Raw genomic sequence first — 17,091 nt, forward strand, 5'->3', positions numbered from 1 at the left:
GTCAGATCCAGGGGGCGCGGCGCAGATCAAGGGTCATTGGAAACTCCGGATGCGGGCTTTCGGTGGCAGGCTGATAAGTCCCCGGCGTATGCCCCTGTTTCTCGAACCGTGCAAGCCGACGGGCGTCTGCCTCATTGGTATTGACCGGGAACGTGTCGTAACTCCGCCCGCCCGGGTGTGCCACATGATAGGTACATCCGCCAATTGCCCGCCCCGACCACGTGTCGAAGATGTCAAAGATCAGCGGCGCATCCACCGGCAAAACCGGGTGCAATGCCTCTGCCGGTTGCCACGCCTTGAACCGCACGCCGCCCACGCGACGCCCGTTTTCCCCCGTCTGAGTCATCGGCACCTTGCGCTGATTGCAGCAGACGACATAGCGATCCGGGTCAGAGGCGGTCAGTTGCACCTGCATTCGCTCAACCGAACTGTCGGTATAGCGCACCGTGCCACCGATTGCCCCGCGTTCGCCTAACACATGCCATGGCTCCAGCGCCTGACGGACCTCAAGGTGAACGCCATCAGCCTCTATCTCACCGGCAAAGGGGAAACGGAATTCGCGCTGTGCCTCGTACCATTCCGGCCGCAGGTCGAAACCATGCTCCTTGAGATCGCTAAGAACATCCATGAAATCCGCCCAGACAAACTCTGGCAACATGAACCGGTCGTGCAGCGTGGTGCCCCAGCGCACTGGCTTGCCCTTGATCGGCGATTTCCACAACCGCACCAATAGCGCACGGATCAGCACTTGTTGCGCAAGGCTCATGCGTGGATCGGGCGGCATCTCAAATCCGCGGAATTCCACCAGACCAAGACGCCCGGTCGGGCCGTCAGGGGAATACAGCTTGTCGATGCAGATCTCTGCCCGGTGGGTGTTGCCGGTCACGTCGATCAGGATGTTGCGCAGCAGGCGATCCACCAGCCATGGCGGCGGTGCACTCCCTTCATCCGGGTCGGGGATCTGCGACATGGCGATTTCAAGTTCATACAACGTGTCGTGCCGCGCCTCGTCGATCCGGGGGGCCTGACTAGTCGGTCCGATAAAGGTGCCCGAGAACAGATAGGACAACGAGGGGTGACGCTGCATGTACAGGATCAAGGAGCGCAGCAAATCCGGTCGTCGCAGGAAGGGCGAATCCATCGGGGTTGCGCCGCCCACGACAACGTGGTTGCCGCCGCCCGTGCCGGTGTGCTTGCCGTCGATCATGAACTTGTCCGCACCCAAGCGACATTGACGAGCCTCGTCATAGACCGTGCTGGTGATGTCGACGCAGTCTTTCCAGCTGGACGCCGGATGTACGTTGACCTCGATCACGCCGGGGTCTGGCGCGACCTTGATGACGTTCAGACGAGAATCATGTGGTGGGGTATAGCCCTCGATGTGCAGCGGCAGACCCAGTGCATCAGCCGTGGATTCCGCCGCTGCAATCAGTTCAAGATAGTCCTCCAGTTGTTCGACCGGCGGCATGAATAGGCACAGTTTTCCGTCGCGCGGTTCCACCGCAATGGCAGTCCGCACCGTGGCCCCGTCTGGCGTGACGGCCTGCTCGCGCAGCGCCTCTGACGGCTCATCGCCGCGCAGGGCCGACACCGGCTGCTCGCGGCCCGGTGTGGTTTCGGGCAGCGTGTCACGCTCTTCTTGGGCGATGCGGCGCAGTTCCTCGAACACGGCCTGCCGTTTGTCGTCCATTTCAAGGAAATCAGGTAAATCGTCGACCGGCACATTGGGATCCGCCGGGTAGACGTAAGGAAAATTGGACGGGCTGACATAGGGGAGCGTCCCCAAAGGCAGACGAAAGCCCACCGGGCTGTCGCCGGGGATCAGGAACAGATGGCCGCGCCGCGCGCGCCAGCGTTCCGACCTCCAGCCGCGGCCAAAGGCACGCGATTGCCAGCGCTGGATCGGCAAGACAAAACCGGCGGGCTTGTCCAGACCGCGCTCAAACACGCGCGCAATCCTTTGGCGTGCCTCGGGGTCCTTCAGGCGTGAATCTTCGGGTGTCACGTTTTCAGGCAGCTCTGCCTCTTTGAGTATCCAGACAGCGGGGTCCTCATAGGCCGGTTGGACATATTCCGTGCCAATCTCCAGCGATTTGGCAAAGCCTGTCATGAAGCGTTCGGCGTCAACCTCGGTCGCGGATTTGTCCGTTTCCCGGGCCACCAGATCCTTGTTGCGCCAGATTGGTTTGCCGTCATGCCGCCAGTATAGCGAAAACGTCCAGCGGGGCAGCGTTTCGCCCGGATACCACTTACCCTGCCCGTAATGCAGGAACCCCCCAGGCGCGAATTTGTCATGCAGGCGCCGGATCAGTTGATCGGCCAGCGCGCGCTTTTGCGGACCGACAGCATCGGTATTCCACTCGGGGCTTTCGAAATCATCGATCGACACAAAAGTTGGTTCACCGCCCATGGTCAGGCGCATGTCGGCCGCTTCGATCTCCTCGTCGACCTTCTGGCCCAATGCATCCAGCGCTTCCCAGCTTTCTTCCGAAAACGGCTTGGTGATGCGCGGGTGTTCAGCAATGCGCGTCACCTCCATCGCAAAGTCGAAATCGGTTTTGGTGTCTTCATGCCCTTCAAAGCCGCCGACAATTGGCGCGGCATTGCTGAAATGCGGGGTCGCGGCCAGTGGAATGTGGCTTTCGCCGGTCAGCAACCCGCTGGTCGGGTCCAGGCCGACCCAGCCTGCGCCCGGCAGATAAACCTCACACCACGCATGCAGATCGGTAAAGTCATGATCGGTGCCCGACGGGCCATCAAGCGCTTCCAAATCCGGTTTCAACTGAATCAGATAGCCCGAGACAAAGCGCGTGGCAAAGCCCAGATGGCGCAAGATGTTGATCAAAAGCCAGCTGGTGTCACGGCAAGAGCCAGATCCCTTGGTCAGCGTTTCTTCGGGTGTCTGTACGCCTGGCTCCATGCGGATCAGATAGTCGATCTGCTCCTCCAGCTGGCGGTTCAACTCAACCAGAAAGTCGATGGTGACCTGCTTCTTGCGCGGCACCTTTTCCACCCAGGCCTTGACCTTGGGTGTGATCGGCACGGCCTTGCGATAGACCGCAAGGTCGGCGGAAATGTCCTCGGGGTAAGAAAAGGGCCATTCGCGCGCCACATCGTCCACGAAAAAATCGAACGGGTTGTAGACGGTCATGTCAGCAACCAGATCGACCTCGATCCGGAATTCCGTCACTGGCTCGGGAAAGACGAAACGGGCCAGCCAGTTGCCATAGATGTCCTGCTGGTGATTTACGAAATGGCCCTCTGGCGACACCTTGAGCGAATGGCTGATAACCCGTGTTCGGCTATGAGGTGCAGGACGAAGTCGGATGATCTGCGGAGACAGCGTGACCGGACGGTCATACTTGTAGTGCGTGAGGTGCCGAATGCTCGCCGTAATCGCCATTGTTTTCCCGTCTGTACCGAGTTGCGTTTTCCTACTTCCACAGAACCCTTCGCGGGCGTGGATGTAAACCCGTTGCCAAATTCGATGCGCATTCGGACGAGCAATGCCGCAACTCAGAGACATCTGACGAAAAATGCCCGCGATTTGTGCAGTCGAACGGAAATCGGGCTGCACCCGCCGGCTTTATGACCGCCACCGCAGGGTTGCGGCGGCATTTGATCACGGTCTTTCGGCGGGTACGTTCAGGCCGCTTGTTCCACTGCTCGGGCGGCAGGTGTTCTGGCGGACCGGTGTGAAGGGCCTTCGCCATGCGTGGTGAACCGGCCCACAGTTTCGCTCAGGGCGTTGGCATCCCCACGCATCATGTGCGCCGAAGCTGTGGCCTCTTCGACCATGGCGGCGTTTTGTTGCGTGACCCGGTCAAGGTTCGACACGCCGACATTGATTTCCTGCAAGCCCTGCGCCTGCTCACCCGCGCTGTTGGCAATTCCGCTGACCATCTTTGAGACATCGGCAACGCGGGCCAGTACATCGTCCAATGCGCCGCCGGCCTCTTCGACCAACCTGACGCCACTGGTCACCTGCTCTCCGGCGCCGGCGATCAGGTCCTTGATCTGTTGGGCGGCCGCAGCACTGCGTTGCGCCAGGCCCCGCACCTCTGTGGCCACCACAGCGAACCCCTTGCCGGATTCCCCGGCCCGGGCCGCCTCAACCCCCGCATTGAGCGCCAGCAGATTGGTCTGAAATGCGATGTCGTCGATCACATTGGTAATTTCACTGATCTTGTCCGAGGATTTTTCGATCGCACCCATCGCCTCGATGGCGGATTTCATCACTTGCCCGTTGCGCTCGGCAATATCGCGGGTCTGGCGCACCTGTTCATCCGCGTTCTGCGCGTTTTCTGCTGCGGCGGTGACGCTGCTCAACAATTCTTCCAGCGCCGCGGCCGATTGCTCCAGCGTGGCGGCCTGAGTTTCCGTCCGTCGTGCCAGATCATCCGAAGCGGAGGAGATCTGATTGGCATTGTCCAGCAAACTGCCCGCACTGGCAGACACCTCGTCAATCACCTGCCGAATACTGGTGACCGCGCGATTGTAGTTGGTGCGAAGAGCTGCGTATTCTTCGGGGAATTCAGCCTGGATTTCACGGTTGAGCACGCCATCGGCCAGCATGTCCAGTGCTGCGCCCAGATGGTGAACCATTTCGACCTGCCGTTCCATGTTCTCGGCGCGCGCCTCTTCCGCGGTACGCGCGTCACTCAGCGCTCCAATCAAAGAGCCCATATGCGTGACGATCTCTCCGAACTCATCCCGACGTCCGGCCATGCCGATTTCGGTCTCATAGTCACCGCGTGAAATCCGGTTGATGGCTTCGGTCACTTGTCGCAGAGGGCGTCCCAGACTGCGCTGCAACACAAGCAGCGTGCCCGCCATCAGCACGACAAAAACCGCCGCCGCCGTCAGCAGAATGCGCAATCTGTCGGCACCAACTGCCGCCAGCGCCGCATCGGCGTTCCAGGCCATGACAAGCGCACCAATGACTGGCCCTTCTGGCCCGGCCATTACTGGCTCCGCGACGATCAACCCCTGTTTCGACACCTGCCGCGTCCCATTAGCAAGTACGGTACGGGCCAGCGCGGCCACCTCATCCACAAGTGCCGGATCGTCGCCCGCAGTCGCCAGCAACGTGCCTTCTACATCCAGAACCGCTATGGCGCTTCCATCCGCTCCGGCCGCAGTCAATGCGGCCGAAGTCATTTCCTCAATCTTGGGCATGACCTTGAACTTGATCGGCTTGGCCAGGGCCTCGGCGTTGCGCTCCACCGTCTTGGCCGCCATGTCTACGACGCCCTTGACTGCCAGCCCCTTGATCAGCGACGTCGCCTGAACCGAGATCACGCCCGCCACCACAATTGTGGTGATAGCCATGATCGCCGCACATCTGACGAATACCGAATGCAGCCCGGCCCCAAGCCGCGTCTTGCCGTCCTGTGTCATGCTCGCGTTCCTTGCCCATTGGTATTTTGTTGTTGTGAGGTGTTACATCAACGCTTCGGCATCGATTCCAATTGTCATCGCCCCGATCGGCGTGCCGCTTTCCGGATCCGTGATCGTGACGGAGATCTGGGCCTGATAAGTCTGGCTGGATTCGTCAAATTCGATCTCGCCGAAATGTACGGCACCAGCGCCTTTGGGATAGGTTTCCTGAAACTTGGCCTCATCCCCTTGCCAATAGTCAGAGGTGGCACCCGAGGACGCCACGTTCAGCCCCTGTGCGTCCATGACAAAGACCTCTGTGATCATGCCGCCGCTGGCGGCAATCTGTGTGCGCAGGAAATCGGCTGCGGCGTTTGTCAGCACCCCATCCACCATGTCAGAGCCGGTGCCGACCTCGGCACGCCAAGTCTTGTCCAGTGCATCGATCCGGACGGCGTCGTAGCCCTCGGTCAGGGTGTTCTGGACCGCAATCGCGTCAATGATCGTATCATCATGCGCCCAGGTCAGGATTTGGGTATCCACATAGGCCTGCATCGCGACGTGCGGTTCAACCGCCATGGCCGCCGGAGCCGCCACAATCAATGCCGTCGAAAGAAGAAAAGCGCGAGTCATCAAACATCTCCGGTGTTGGATTCGGGTGCTCGCACATTAAGCACGGCGCATTTATGCGCCCTTAACCGTCTGTAAAATTGAATTCATTTTCGCCACCAGAGCGAAAGCGACATGGCGTCGTTTTCGGCACAGACAAGACCTGATCTGTCGGGAACGCTGGCCCTCATGTGCTGGGAAAATGCTACCATCTCTTTGATCTTGCGCCAGATCGGCGCCCGACGCGGACGTGCGGCGCGTGGTCGGCCGGACCACGTTCGCTGCCTCTGACCTGCCTTTAAGCGTTCCCCCAAAAATGGACTCCGATCATGACCGCACCCCTCTCCCGCCGTAGCGGTGGCCGCGCCGCCCGTGTCGCCTCTCGCGCAGCCGCCCTTTCCGATGACATTCGCCCCGTTCGCCCCGGCATGACCGGCGGAAAATTCCGGCCGCTGACCGACGCTCAGGTCGACCGGATACATGCTACCGCTCTGCTGGCGCTGGATGAGATCGGCCTTGCAGATGCGCCTACATCCGGAATCGAGATCATGACCGCTGCCGGTGCCCGGCTGGGGGATGACGGGCGGCTGCGGTTCTCACCCGCGCTTGTCGAGGATATGCTGGCCAAGGCGTGCCGCGATCTGACGCTGTGTGGCCGCGACCCGCGATTTGACATGGATCTGTCGGGCCAGCGCGTTCACTACGGCACTGCGGGTGCTGCTGTACACATGGTCGATGTTGCCGGGCGCGCCTACCGCGAAAGCACCGTGCAGGATCTGCACGACGCCGCGCGGATTGCACATGTGCTGGACAATATCCATTTTCTGCAACGGCCTATGGTGGCCCGCGACATCACCGACAACCGTGAGATGGACCTGAACACCATCTACGCCTGCTGCGCCGGCACAACCAAACATGTCGGCACCTCTTTTTCCGACCCCTCCCATGTGGCTGAGGGACTGGAACTGTTGCACCTGATCGCAGGTGGCGAGGACGCATGGCGCGCGCGACCGTTCGTGTCGAACTCCAACTGTTTTGTCGTGCCGCCGATGAAATTCGCCACCGAAAGCTGTGAGACTATGGAGTCGTGTATTCGCGGCGGCATGCCGGTGTTGTTGCTGAGCGCGGGCATGGCAGGCGCCACTGCGCCCTCTACCATCGCGGGGGCTATCGTGCAGGCGGTGGCCGAATGTCTGGCTGGCGTGGTCTATGTGAACGCAATGAAACCGGGCCATCCCGCAATTTTTGGCACCTGGCCTTTTGGCTTGGACCTGCGGTCCGGGGCCATGACCGTCGGATCGGGCGAACAGGCGCTGTTGTCCTCGGGCTGTGCTCAGATGCACGCCTTTTACGGTTTGCCCGGCGGCGCCACGGGCGGGGCATCGGATTCCAAACTGCCGGACATGCAGGCCGGGTGGGAGCAGATGTGCACAAACGTCATGGCCGGGCTGTCGGGCCTGAACATGGTCTACGAGGCGGCAGGGATGCATGCCTCACTGCTGGGGTTTTGCCACGAAAGCCTGATCCTTGGCGACGACCTGATCGGTCAGGCGTTGCGCTGCGTGCGCGGGATTGAGGTCGACGACGAAACACTTGCACTGGAGCAAATGCGCGATGTCTGCCTGAACGGACCGGGCCACTACCTTGGCACCGACGCGACGCTGGGCCGGATGCAGCGCGATCACGTCTATCCCAAACTGGGCAACCGCAGTTCCCCCAAGGAATGGGAGGAAAAGGAGAAACCCGATCTGCTGGTGAACGCAACAGCCCGCAAAGACGCGATCCTGAACAGCCGTAGCGCGGCACGGTTCGATCCCGCAACTGACGCAGCGATCCGGGCCCGGTTCAACATCCACCTGCCCGCCTGATACCGCGCCCCCGCACAGGGATGCAGAGCCCCTGTCCGCGCCGTGCCCCGGCCAGGCCTGTATCTTGCGACCGGGACCGGGCCGTGGCATCGGTGCAAACGCGCACCGTTTACCGAGTAGTCCGGAGAGTTAGATGCCTTACTTGATCCTTGCCTTTGCCGTGCTGGCCGAAACCATCGGCACCACCGCGTTGCAGGCCAGCCAACAGTTCACAAAGGTGGGGCCGACGATCATCGTGATCCTTGCTTATGGCGCGGCGTTCTACCTGTTGGGGATCGCGTTGAAGTATTTTCCCGTCGGCATTGCCTATGCCATCTGGTCGGGGCTTGGGATTGTCCTGATCGCGGCCATCGGTCTGGTGGTTTTCGGCCAAAAGCTGGATCTGGCCGCCGTCCTCGGGATGGGTCTCATTCTAACCGGAATTCTGGTCATCCACCTGTTTTCAGATACGTCACCGCACTAATCAGTGAGACCCACAAAAAATCCCCCCGGAGCGCATGCTCCGGGGGGACGGTGCCCTTCCGCTAAATGGGGGGACATCAGAAGCGGAAAGACGCCCGCAACGAGAAGGTCTGCGCGTCGACGTCAACGCCCGATCCACCAACATCGTCAAAGCTGTGTGCCAGCGCCTCACCACCGATCGAGACACGGTCGTTCACACGGTACTCTAGACCAACGCCACCCACGGGGCCGGTTGCATCACCCAGTGCGGTGTCGATCCGCGCGACACCGGCCGTGCCGTACAGCAAAGATTGGCCCATTTCGTAGCCAACCCGACCCTTGAGTCGCATCACGTTGTCCACGTCCACGCCACCAAGATCATAGTCATCGCCGGCCTGATATTCGAACTCGCCACCCACGACGACCTTGCCAAAGTCATAATCATAGCCGGTATGCAGGCCAAAAATGGTGCCGTTGTTCGAGGTGCCGGCACCTTGGGCGTTCATATTGCCCAGCGACAGACCGCCATAGAGGCCGGTCCAGTCGACACCGATCGGTGCAACTGGCACGATGGGGGCTGCGGGCACAACCTCGACCGGTGTGTCGTCCAGGCTGCCGGCAAGAACCGGGGCCGCTCCAAGGGTTGCCGTCGCTGCAACAAGGGCAAAAATGCTCGATTTCATGACTGTCTCCTTCTCTGGTTCCAAACGCCGCTCTTGAGGCAGCGCGTCATCGCAATCGGATGTATCCGTCCGTCATGCCCTTTCAACGGATGGGATCGCGACTTGTTCCGTTTGTCCTGCCAATTAACGCTCGACCGGCCAAAGGCCGCTGAGGACAGCCAATCCTCCGGCAAAAGCCCGCCGGTTCCCTCCGAAGCTCTCGCAACCGTGACCTGTTCCACCCTTGCAACAGACTTGCGGCAAAACGGCTCTGGCCTTTTTGCCGCGTCCCGGCTACGCCCGCGCCAACTCCGGACAAAGGAAACGTCTAATGGATTTGCGCAACGTCGCGATCATCGCCCACGTCGACCACGGCAAAACAACACTGGTCGACGAGCTGCTGAAACAATCCGGCGCCTTCCGCGCCAATCAGGCCGTGGCCGAACGAGCCATGGATTCCAACGACCTTGAACGCGAACGCGGGATCACCATCCTTGCCAAGGCGACGAGCGTCGAATGGAAAGGCAAACGCATCAACATCGTGGATACCCCCGGCCACGCCGATTTCGGCGCCGAGGTGGAACGCATCCTATCGATGGTGGATGGGGTTGTCCTTTTGGTCGATGCCGCCGAAGGCCCGATGCCGCAGACCAAGTTCGTCACCTCCAAGGCGCTGGCGCTGGGCCTGCGCCCGATCGTCGTGCTCAACAAGGTCGACAAGCCGGACGCGGAACCGGACCGCGCGCTGGATGAGGTGTTCGACCTTTTCTCGAACCTCGACGCGGATGAAGATCAGCTTGATTTCCCGCACCTATACGCCTCTGGCCGCTCTGGCTGGTGCGATGCAGAACTGGACGGCCCCCGCAAGAACCTTGATGCGCTGTTCAACCTGATCGTGAACCACGTCCCTGCCCCCAAGCAGGTCAAACAGGTCGACGATGATTTCCGGATGCTGGCCGTGACGCTGGGTGCCGATCCCTTTGTCGGTCGCCTGCTGACCGGGCGCATGGAATCCGGTCGCGTCAAGGTGGGCCAGACCGTGCAGGCCCTGTCGCGCATCGGTCAAAAGATCGAACAGTTCCGCGTCACCAAGATTCAGGCGTTCCGGGGCCTGAATCTGCAAGACATCGACGAGGCCGAAGCCGGCGATATTATCAGCCTCGCGGGCATGACCAAGGCAACAGTGGCCGACACGCTCTGCGCGCTGGCCGTCGATGAACCGCTGGAAGCGCAGCCCATCGACCCGCCGACCATCACAGTCACCTTCGGCATCAACGACAGCCCGCTGGCTGGTCGTGACGGCAAAAAGGTCCAGTCCCGCGTGATCCGCGACCGACTGTACAAAGAAGCCGAAACAAACGTCGCCATCCGCATTAAGGACACTCCCGGCGGCGAGGCCTTTGAGGTCTCCGGTCGTGGCGAACTCCAAATGGGCGTGTTGATCGAAAACATGCGCCGCGAAGGGTTTGAACTGTCGATCTCACGACCGCAGGTGATCCTGCGCGAAGAAGACGGCAAGACGCTGGAACCCGTCGAAGAGGCTACAATCGACGTGGATGACGAATATTCTGGCGCAGTCATTGAAAAGCTGACCGGCACCCGCAAGGGTGAGTTGGTCGAGATGCGCCCCGCTGGCGCTGGCAAGACGCGCATCATTGCGCATGTGCCGTCACGCGGGCTGATCGGTTATCACGGCGAGTTCCTGACCGACACACGCGGCACAGGCGTTCTGAACCGCGTCTTTCACGGCTGGACCCCGCACAAGGGGCCGATTCCAGGCCGCCGCGCTGGCGTTCTAATCTCCATGGAATCTGGCGAAGCTGTCGCCTACGCGCTTTGGAACCTCGAAGATCGCGGCAGAATGATGATCGGCGCGCAGACCCAGATCTATCAGGGCATGATCATCGGCGAACACAGCCGCGAGAACGATCTTGAGGTGAACCCGCTCAAGGGCAAGAAACTGACCAACGTGCGCGCCAGCGGCACCGATGAGGCAGTTCGACTGACTACGCCGATCACCCTCTCGCTAGAAGAGGCCATCGCCTATATCAACGACGATGAACTGGTAGAGGTCACGCCAAACGCGATCCGCCTGCGCAAACGCTATCTTGACCCGCATGAGCGCAAGCGTATGGCGCGGTCTATCTAAGGGATTTTGGTCCGTAGGGCGCGTATTGCCGGATCCGCAATGGCAACATGTGTTGCAGTTGCGGCGTCCGCGCAGGTGCCCTGCGACAACGAACTGAAGTCGGTGAGGACAGCGACGCAGCAGACCTTGTTCCACATGTCTGCTGCGTTTCGCACAGGGCCACCGCTGATACCCGCGATAAACACTTGCCTAGCCGCGTAAGCATTTGGAACTTTGCAAGAGATCCTCAGGGAGTACTTGGGTCTATTTCATTGCGCCTAGACAGGCATTGAGGCGTTGACCCCGATTATGTCTCTGCGGATCGAACCGGACTGACTGTAAGCCTGGCGTCCTCTCGGTGTTCTTTTCGAAAACTATGTCATCCCGAAAGGCTCATGCGCGTTATGTCGGAACGCCGTAACGGGAAAGGTTCGCGCTCAGCGCATGTGGGCATCCGAACCAGCGCTAAGATCGCTGCGTCTGAATCGATGGCATTCAAGACATCAACATTGTGTTTCGGAGAAAACGGTACCGACCAATTCGCCCCTTTTCGCCAAACCCATCCATCGGGTTGAAAAAGAAAAAAGGCGCGAAGTGGCAGACCCCGCGCCTTTCTTATTTCGATGCGCGCAAATTACTTGCAGGCCGCTTTCTTGGCTACATAGTAGCCTTCTTTGACCATGTGCTTCGACTCTTTGTAGACAGCCGGGTAATGGACCTTGATCATCTGGCCATTCTTGTATTCCCACTCGGTGTGGGACGCCATGATCAGGTGCTGTTTGTAGCCATACTTGGCTGGAACCCAGACTTTGTCGTAGCAGGCAACGACGTTGCCTTCCCACGCCATTGCGGGTGCAGCAAAGGACGCTGCCAGAAGTGCGCCGGCAAGAACTTTTTTCATTAACTTTCTCCCAAGAAAATTGAAGGTATCCAAACTCTAGCCAAGAAATTCGGGGAGGCGCGACAGGAATTCCTGACTTGGCAGAGCAAAATTCCACAAACCACCCATTTTCCATTCGAAATCAGGGATTCTGTGGTGGAGGTGCCATAGTTTTGCAACGGTCCAGCCAGAACCGACGCGCGAGAATTTTTCTGTATCGGGAACAGTTCTCGGAATCGAAAAATTTAACGGCTCAACCAAACACTTGGCCGCAATGTCGCACGAATCAGTTTTCTCCCAAAGCCCGCGAAAATACCGCGGCAGGAGACCGCTCAAATCGAATGAATCGCGGGCAAAAAGGTGCCGATGTCCTTTCCAAGGCCCGGCGCGATGGCATTGTCAGACGCGAAGCATCCAGCCCGTAAAGGCGATCAGCCTGAACAGTTGCGCCCACACACAACCTCAGAACCCGATGCCCTGTCCATCCGTGCACAAGGTGCGCACAGGGCAGAGATTAACTGCCAGAAAATTCGGTCCGCAGGCCAAATTCTCTACGCGCGGTCAAACTGATACTTGAAACATCTGATGTCGGCGAAGCACGTCCATCAAGGAGACCACAACGCCCGACAGCACCTTCGCAGTCGGCCTGTTGCTCTGGATCAGCAGACCTCTTGAATGCCAGAAAGTCCTTGGTCGCCGGTCAAGCCATCAAATGTGACCAAAGCATCTTTGACCGCAACCAACTGCGCTGTGCACGCGGGTCGCAGGCCGATCAGTCTACCTGCGCCGATCCGGCAAAGGACCGGCGCAAGTCGGCCAATGGCTTTACTCGGTGATCTCGACCACCATCAGCTCACGTTCAGAGGCGCCACGCGCATGGCTCAGTGCCTCCTGATACGCATCGGACTGATAGCACTCCACAGCCGCCTCGACCGACGGAAACTGGGCCACAACGTTGCGCGGGCGTTCCTTGCCCTCAAGTTGCACATACCGTCCGCCACGCGCGACAAAGACCCCGCCATGGTCGGCAATGGCCGGCCCCGCCAGTTCGGCGTATCTGCCGTAGGCCTCGGTGTCGGTTACAGTTACATGTGCTATCCAGAGTGCTGGCATCTTAAATTCCCTCAATCACGGCTTCGGCGGCCTTGATGGCGGCCTCTGCATTGTCGGCACTGGCACCACCGCCCTGCGCCATGTCCGGGCGACCACCGCCGCCCTTGCCACCCAGTTCGGCCACCGCCGCCTTGACGATATCCACCGCCGACAGCGCGCCCTTCAGGTCATCGGTGACGCCCGCGGCCACGGCGGCCTTGCCGCCCGCATCCGCAATCAGCAGCACCACACCAGAGCCGATCCGCCCCTTGTGCTCATCAATCAGCGGCGGCAAATCCTTGCCCGTCACCCCAGTCAACACCTGAGCAACCAGCTTGATCCCGTTGATTTCACGCGATTCCGCGCCAGTACCCTGCCCCGCACCGCCCGCCATGGCGAGTTCGCGGCGCAATTGCGCCACTTCGCCTTCCAAGCGCTTGCGGTCGTCCAGCAGCGCCTTGACCCGCCCCGGCACATCGACGGCACTTGCCTTCAGTGCACCGGCCACTTCGGCCAGCCGGTGATCCTGCTGCGTCAGGTATTCAAAAGCCGCAGCGCCGGTCAGCGCCTCAATCCGGCGCACACCCGCGCTGGATGCGCTGTCACCCAATGTGACAAATAGGCCTATGTCGCCGGTCTGGCCGACATGAGTGCCACCGCACAGTTCGATCGAATAGGTTTGCCCTTCGGCACCTTTGCCAGAGCCGCTCTGGACCCCCATCGACACCACTCGGACCTCATCACCGTACTTTTCACCAAAGAGCGCCTGCGCGCCAATTGCGCGCGCGTCGTCCGGCGTCATGATTCGCGTACTGACGGCTGCGTTCTGGCGGATAAATCCGTTCACGTCCCGTTCAACCGCGCGCAACTGCTCAGGGCTGAGCGCCTGCCCGTGGCTGAAATCAAACCGCAAACGATCCGGCGCGTTAAGAGAGCCGCGCTGTGCAACGTGATCGCCAAGCGCCTCGCGCAGCGCCTCGTGCAGCAGGTGCGTGGCCGAATGGTTGGCACGGATGGCGGACCGACGGGTGTGGTCCACCTCCAATTGCAGCGCGTCCCCTATGGACAGCGCACCACGATCGACCGTCACAAGATGGGCGAGAACCTTGCCACCGGCCATCTTTTGCGTGTCGGTGACTGTCGCACCTTCGTCTTCATTTTCCAGACGTCGTAGCCAGCCGGTGTCGCCCACCTGACCGCCAGACTCGCCATAAAAGGGCGTTTGGTTCAGCACGACCCAGCCGCTTTGGCCCTCTGCCAGCGTATCGACAGCATTGCCGTCCACCACCAGTGCCAGCACCTGACCCTCGGCCGTCTCCGTGTCGTAACCCAGAAAATCGGTGGCGCCGTGGCTGTCGGCAATATCGAACCAGACGGTCGCATCCGCCGCCTCGCCCGATCCGCTCCATGCAGCACGGGCTCGCGCCTTTTGTTCCTGCATCGCCGTGTCGAAGCCGTCGACATCGACCGTGCGGTTCTTTTCGCGCAACGCGTCCTGCGTCAGGTCCAGCGGAAAGCCAAAGGTGTCATATAACTTGAAGGCTGCCGCTCCGGGTAAGGGCGCATCGGCGTCCAGACCTGCAAGTTCGTCATCCAACAGCTTTAGACCGCGATCCAGCGTCGCCTTAAAACGGGTCTCCTCGGATCTCAGCGTTTCCTCGATCAGCGCCTGCGCGCGCCCCAGTTCCGGATAGGCCTGCCCCATCTGACGCACCAGCGCCGGAACAAGACGGTACATCATCGGATCCTGCGCGCCCAGCAGGTGCGCATGGCGCATGGCCCGGCGCATGATGCGGCGCAAAACATAGCCGCGCCCGTCGTTCGACGGCATGACCCCGTCGGCAATCAGGAACGAGGTCGACCGCAGGTGATCGGCAATGACGCGGTGGTGCATCTTGCCCGGCCCGTCGGGATCGACGCTGGCCGCGTCTGCGCTGGCCTCGATCAGGCTGCGCATCAGGTCCGTGTCATAGTTGTCGTGTTTGCCTTGCAACAGGGCGCCGATCCGCTCCAGCCCCATGCCGGTGTCGATCGACTGCATGTCGAGCGCCTTCATCGAACCGTCTTCGAACTGCTCATTCTGCATGAAAACGACGTTCCAGATCTCGATAAAGCGGTCGCCATCCTCATCAGCGCTGCCCGGAGGGCCGCCCCAGATATGATCGCCGTGATCGTAGAAGATTTCCGTGCAAGGCCCGCAGGGGCCTGTCGGCCCCATTTGCCAGAAGTTGTCAGAGGTCGCGATCCGAATGATCCGGTCCTCGGGCACACCGACCTTTTTCCAGATCTCGAACGCCTCGTCGTCGGTGTGATAGACCGTTGTCAGCAGGCGCTTGGGATCAATGCCGAATTCCTTCGTGATCAATTCCCAGGCGAATGGAATGGCATCCGTCTTGAAATAGTCTCCGAAAGAGAAGTTCCCAAGCATCTCAAAGAAAGTGTGGTGGCGCGCGGTATAGCCCACGTTATCAAGATCGTTGTGCTTGCCACCAGCGCGTACGCATTTCTGCGAGGTCGTGGCGCGGTTGTAATCGCGCTTTTCAACTCCCGTGAACAGGTTCTTGAACTGCACCATGCCCGAGTTGACAAACATCAGCGTCGGGTCGTTGCGCGGCACCAGTGGGCTGGAGGACACAACCTCGTGCCCCTGTTTCTCGAAATAGGTCAGAAAGGTAGAGCGGATGTCGTTCAGGCTTGCCATGTCGGGCCTCTTCGCGGGCGAGTGATCGGCGCAGATGTATCCGCGCCGCCGGTCAGTGTCCACCGCCGCTTGATCCGGTCAGGATCGATGGGTTGCGCAGGCGCGGTAAAGGAAAAGGGCGCCCTGTACGGCGCCCTTTGATCATCACTTAGCCCGCTGGTCAGTCTTCGGTCAGGTCTGGATCGTCTTCGGGCATGTCAAATTCCAGCCCGTGCGCCGCGCGGATCTTGTCCTCGATATCATAGGCGACGCGCTTGTTTTCACGCAGGTAGGTCTTGACGTTTTCACGCCCCTGACCGATCCGCTCATCGCCGTAGCTGTACCAAGCCCCGGATTTCTCGACGACACCTGCCTTGACCCCTAGATCAATCAACTCCCCCATCTTCGAGATACCTTCGCCATACATGATGTCGAATTCCACCTGTTTGAACGGCGGCGCCACCTTGTTCTTGACCACCTTGACGCGAGTGGCGTTTCCGACAACCTCATCCCGGTCCTTGATCGCACCGATACGGCGGATGTCCAGACGCACAGAGGAATAGAATTTCAGCGCGTTGCCGCCGGTGGTCGTCTCGGGCGAGCCGAACATGACGCCGATTTTCATCCGGATCTGGTTGATGAAAATGACCATGCAGTTTGACCGGCTGATCGAACCTGTCAGCTTGCGCATGGCTTGGCTCATCAGGCGGGCATGCACGCCGACGCTGCTGTCGCCCATGTCGCCTTCAAGTTCTGATTTCGGGGTCAGCGCGGCGACGGAGTCGACAACCACAAGATTGACCGCACCGGAACGCACCAGCGTATCCACGATTTCAAGCGCCTGTTCGCCGGTGTCGGGCTGGGAAATCAACAGTTCGTCCAGATCGACGCCCAGCTTTTTCGCGTATTGCGGGTCCAGGGCATGCTCTGCATCGACAAAGGCACAAACACCGCCCTTTTTTTGCTCTTCGGCAACCACATGCAGCGTCAGCGTGGTCTTGCCAGAGCTTTCCGGACCATAAATTTCAATGATCCGCCCCTTGGGCAACCCGCCGATCCCCAACGCGATGTCCAGACCAAGCGATCCGGTCGACGTCGATTCGATATCCCGGATCGCGTTTTCGCCGCCCAGCTTCATGATGGACCCCTTGCCGAACTGCCGTTCGATCTGGGCCAGCGCACTGTCCAGGGCCTTTTGCTTTTCAGCCTTTTTCTTATCGTCCATACTTAGAAGATCTGCCGTTGCCATGCGTTTCGATCCTTATTCCATATGCCGAGGAGCGCGGCAATCGCTGCTTTCGTTCACCTCTTGTTCCTATCGCTATGAGGTCAAAACGTGAACATTTCAAGTC

11 protein-coding genes are annotated in these 17,091 nt (G+C 60.1%); 3 read left to right on the top strand and 8 right to left on the bottom strand.

Going from position 1 to position 17,091, the window contains the following annotated elements; all coding sequences use genetic code 11:
• Position 1: 1 nt before the first annotated feature.
• From ANTHELSMS3_RS17475 to ANTHELSMS3_RS17485, 3 genes are all read right to left on the bottom strand, one after another.
• On the bottom strand, positions 2-3,403 hold the full coding sequence (locus tag ANTHELSMS3_RS17475; protein ID WP_094035999.1) for a DUF2126 domain-containing protein: 3,402 nt from the start codon (positions 3,401-3,403) through the stop codon (positions 2-4).
• A gap of 242 nt (positions 3,404-3,645) precedes the next feature.
• Positions 3,646-5,400, bottom strand: coding sequence for a methyl-accepting chemotaxis protein (locus ANTHELSMS3_RS17480; RefSeq protein WP_094036000.1), 1,755 nt, complete (start codon positions 5,398-5,400; stop codon positions 3,646-3,648).
• Between the two features lie 42 nt (positions 5,401-5,442).
• On the bottom strand, positions 5,443-6,012 hold the full coding sequence (locus ANTHELSMS3_RS17485) for a PDC sensor domain-containing protein (protein WP_094036001.1): 570 nt from the start codon (positions 6,010-6,012) through the stop codon (positions 5,443-5,445).
• A 305-nt stretch (positions 6,013-6,317) separates the two neighbouring features.
• Between ANTHELSMS3_RS17485 and ANTHELSMS3_RS17490 the strand changes: the two genes are divergently transcribed.
• Both ANTHELSMS3_RS17490 and ANTHELSMS3_RS17495 read left to right on the top strand, forming a co-directional pair.
• Entirely contained in the window at positions 6,318-7,856 is a 1,539-nt protein-coding gene (locus ANTHELSMS3_RS17490; protein WP_094036002.1) for a trimethylamine methyltransferase family protein, read from the top strand.
• Positions 7,857-7,989: 133 nt separating this feature from the next.
• A complete protein-coding gene (locus ANTHELSMS3_RS17495; protein WP_094036003.1) occupies positions 7,990-8,319 on the top strand; it encodes an SMR family transporter in 330 nt (109 codons plus the stop codon).
• Positions 8,320-8,395: 76 nt separating this feature from the next.
• On the opposite strand, the gene ANTHELSMS3_RS17500 is transcribed toward ANTHELSMS3_RS17495, so the two are convergent.
• Positions 8,396-8,980: an outer membrane protein gene (locus tag ANTHELSMS3_RS17500; protein ID WP_094036004.1), complete on the bottom strand. Its 585-nt coding sequence runs from the start codon at positions 8,978-8,980 to the stop codon at positions 8,396-8,398.
• A 310-nt stretch (positions 8,981-9,290) separates the two neighbouring features.
• Between ANTHELSMS3_RS17500 and typA the strand changes: the two genes are divergently transcribed.
• Positions 9,291-11,108, top strand: coding sequence for a translational GTPase TypA (gene typA, locus ANTHELSMS3_RS17505; protein WP_094036005.1), 1,818 nt, complete (start codon positions 9,291-9,293; stop codon positions 11,106-11,108).
• Positions 11,109-11,721: 613 nt separating this feature from the next.
• Here typA and ANTHELSMS3_RS17510 read toward each other — a convergent pair.
• From ANTHELSMS3_RS17510 to recA, 4 genes are all read right to left on the bottom strand, one after another.
• Entirely contained in the window at positions 11,722-11,988 is a 267-nt protein-coding gene (locus ANTHELSMS3_RS17510) for a hypothetical protein (RefSeq protein ID WP_094036006.1), read from the bottom strand.
• An 804-nt stretch (positions 11,989-12,792) separates the two neighbouring features.
• Entirely contained in the window at positions 12,793-13,080 is a 288-nt protein-coding gene (locus ANTHELSMS3_RS17515) for a DUF1330 domain-containing protein (RefSeq protein ID WP_094036007.1), read from the bottom strand.
• A 1-nt stretch (position 13,081) separates the two neighbouring features.
• Positions 13,082-15,760 (bottom strand): alanine--tRNA ligase, encoded by a 2,679-nt coding sequence (alaS, locus tag ANTHELSMS3_RS17520; RefSeq protein ID WP_094036008.1) that lies wholly within the window; start codon positions 15,758-15,760, stop codon positions 13,082-13,084.
• 160 nt (positions 15,761-15,920) lie between these two features.
• A complete protein-coding gene (gene recA / locus ANTHELSMS3_RS17525) occupies positions 15,921-16,988 on the bottom strand; it encodes a recombinase RecA (RefSeq protein ID WP_094036009.1) in 1,068 nt (355 codons plus the stop codon).
• Positions 16,989-17,091 lie beyond the last annotated feature (103 nt).

This window comes from Antarctobacter heliothermus (genome assembly GCF_002237555.1).
GTDB lineage: Bacteria > Pseudomonadota > Alphaproteobacteria > Rhodobacterales > Rhodobacteraceae > Antarctobacter > Antarctobacter heliothermus_B.

Excerpts from the sequence above, each read along its gene's own strand:
- ANTHELSMS3_RS17475 (WP_094035999.1), bottom strand. The coding sequence starts at position 3,403 with ATGGCGATTACGGCGAGCATTCGGCACCTCACGCACTACAAGTATGAC.
- ANTHELSMS3_RS17480 (WP_094036000.1), bottom strand. The coding sequence starts at position 5,400 with ATGACACAGGACGGCAAGACGCGGCTTGGGGCCGGGCTGCATTCGGTA.
- ANTHELSMS3_RS17485 (WP_094036001.1), bottom strand. The coding sequence starts at position 6,012 with ATGACTCGCGCTTTTCTTCTTTCGACGGCATTGATTGTGGCGGCTCCG.
- ANTHELSMS3_RS17490 (WP_094036002.1), top strand. The coding sequence starts at position 6,318 with ATGACCGCACCCCTCTCCCGCCGTAGCGGTGGCCGCGCCGCCCGTGTC.
- ANTHELSMS3_RS17495 (WP_094036003.1), top strand. The coding sequence starts at position 7,990 with ATGCCTTACTTGATCCTTGCCTTTGCCGTGCTGGCCGAAACCATCGGC.
- ANTHELSMS3_RS17500 (WP_094036004.1), bottom strand. The coding sequence starts at position 8,980 with ATGAAATCGAGCATTTTTGCCCTTGTTGCAGCGACGGCAACCCTTGGA.
- typA (WP_094036005.1), top strand. The coding sequence starts at position 9,291 with ATGGATTTGCGCAACGTCGCGATCATCGCCCACGTCGACCACGGCAAA.
- ANTHELSMS3_RS17510 (WP_094036006.1), bottom strand. The coding sequence starts at position 11,988 with ATGAAAAAAGTTCTTGCCGGCGCACTTCTGGCAGCGTCCTTTGCTGCA.
- ANTHELSMS3_RS17515 (WP_094036007.1), bottom strand. The coding sequence starts at position 13,080 with ATGCCAGCACTCTGGATAGCACATGTAACTGTAACCGACACCGAGGCC.
- alaS (WP_094036008.1), bottom strand. The coding sequence starts at position 15,760 with ATGGCAAGCCTGAACGACATCCGCTCTACCTTTCTGACCTATTTCGAG.
- recA (WP_094036009.1), bottom strand. The coding sequence starts at position 16,988 with ATGGCAACGGCAGATCTTCTAAGTATGGACGATAAGAAAAAGGCTGAA.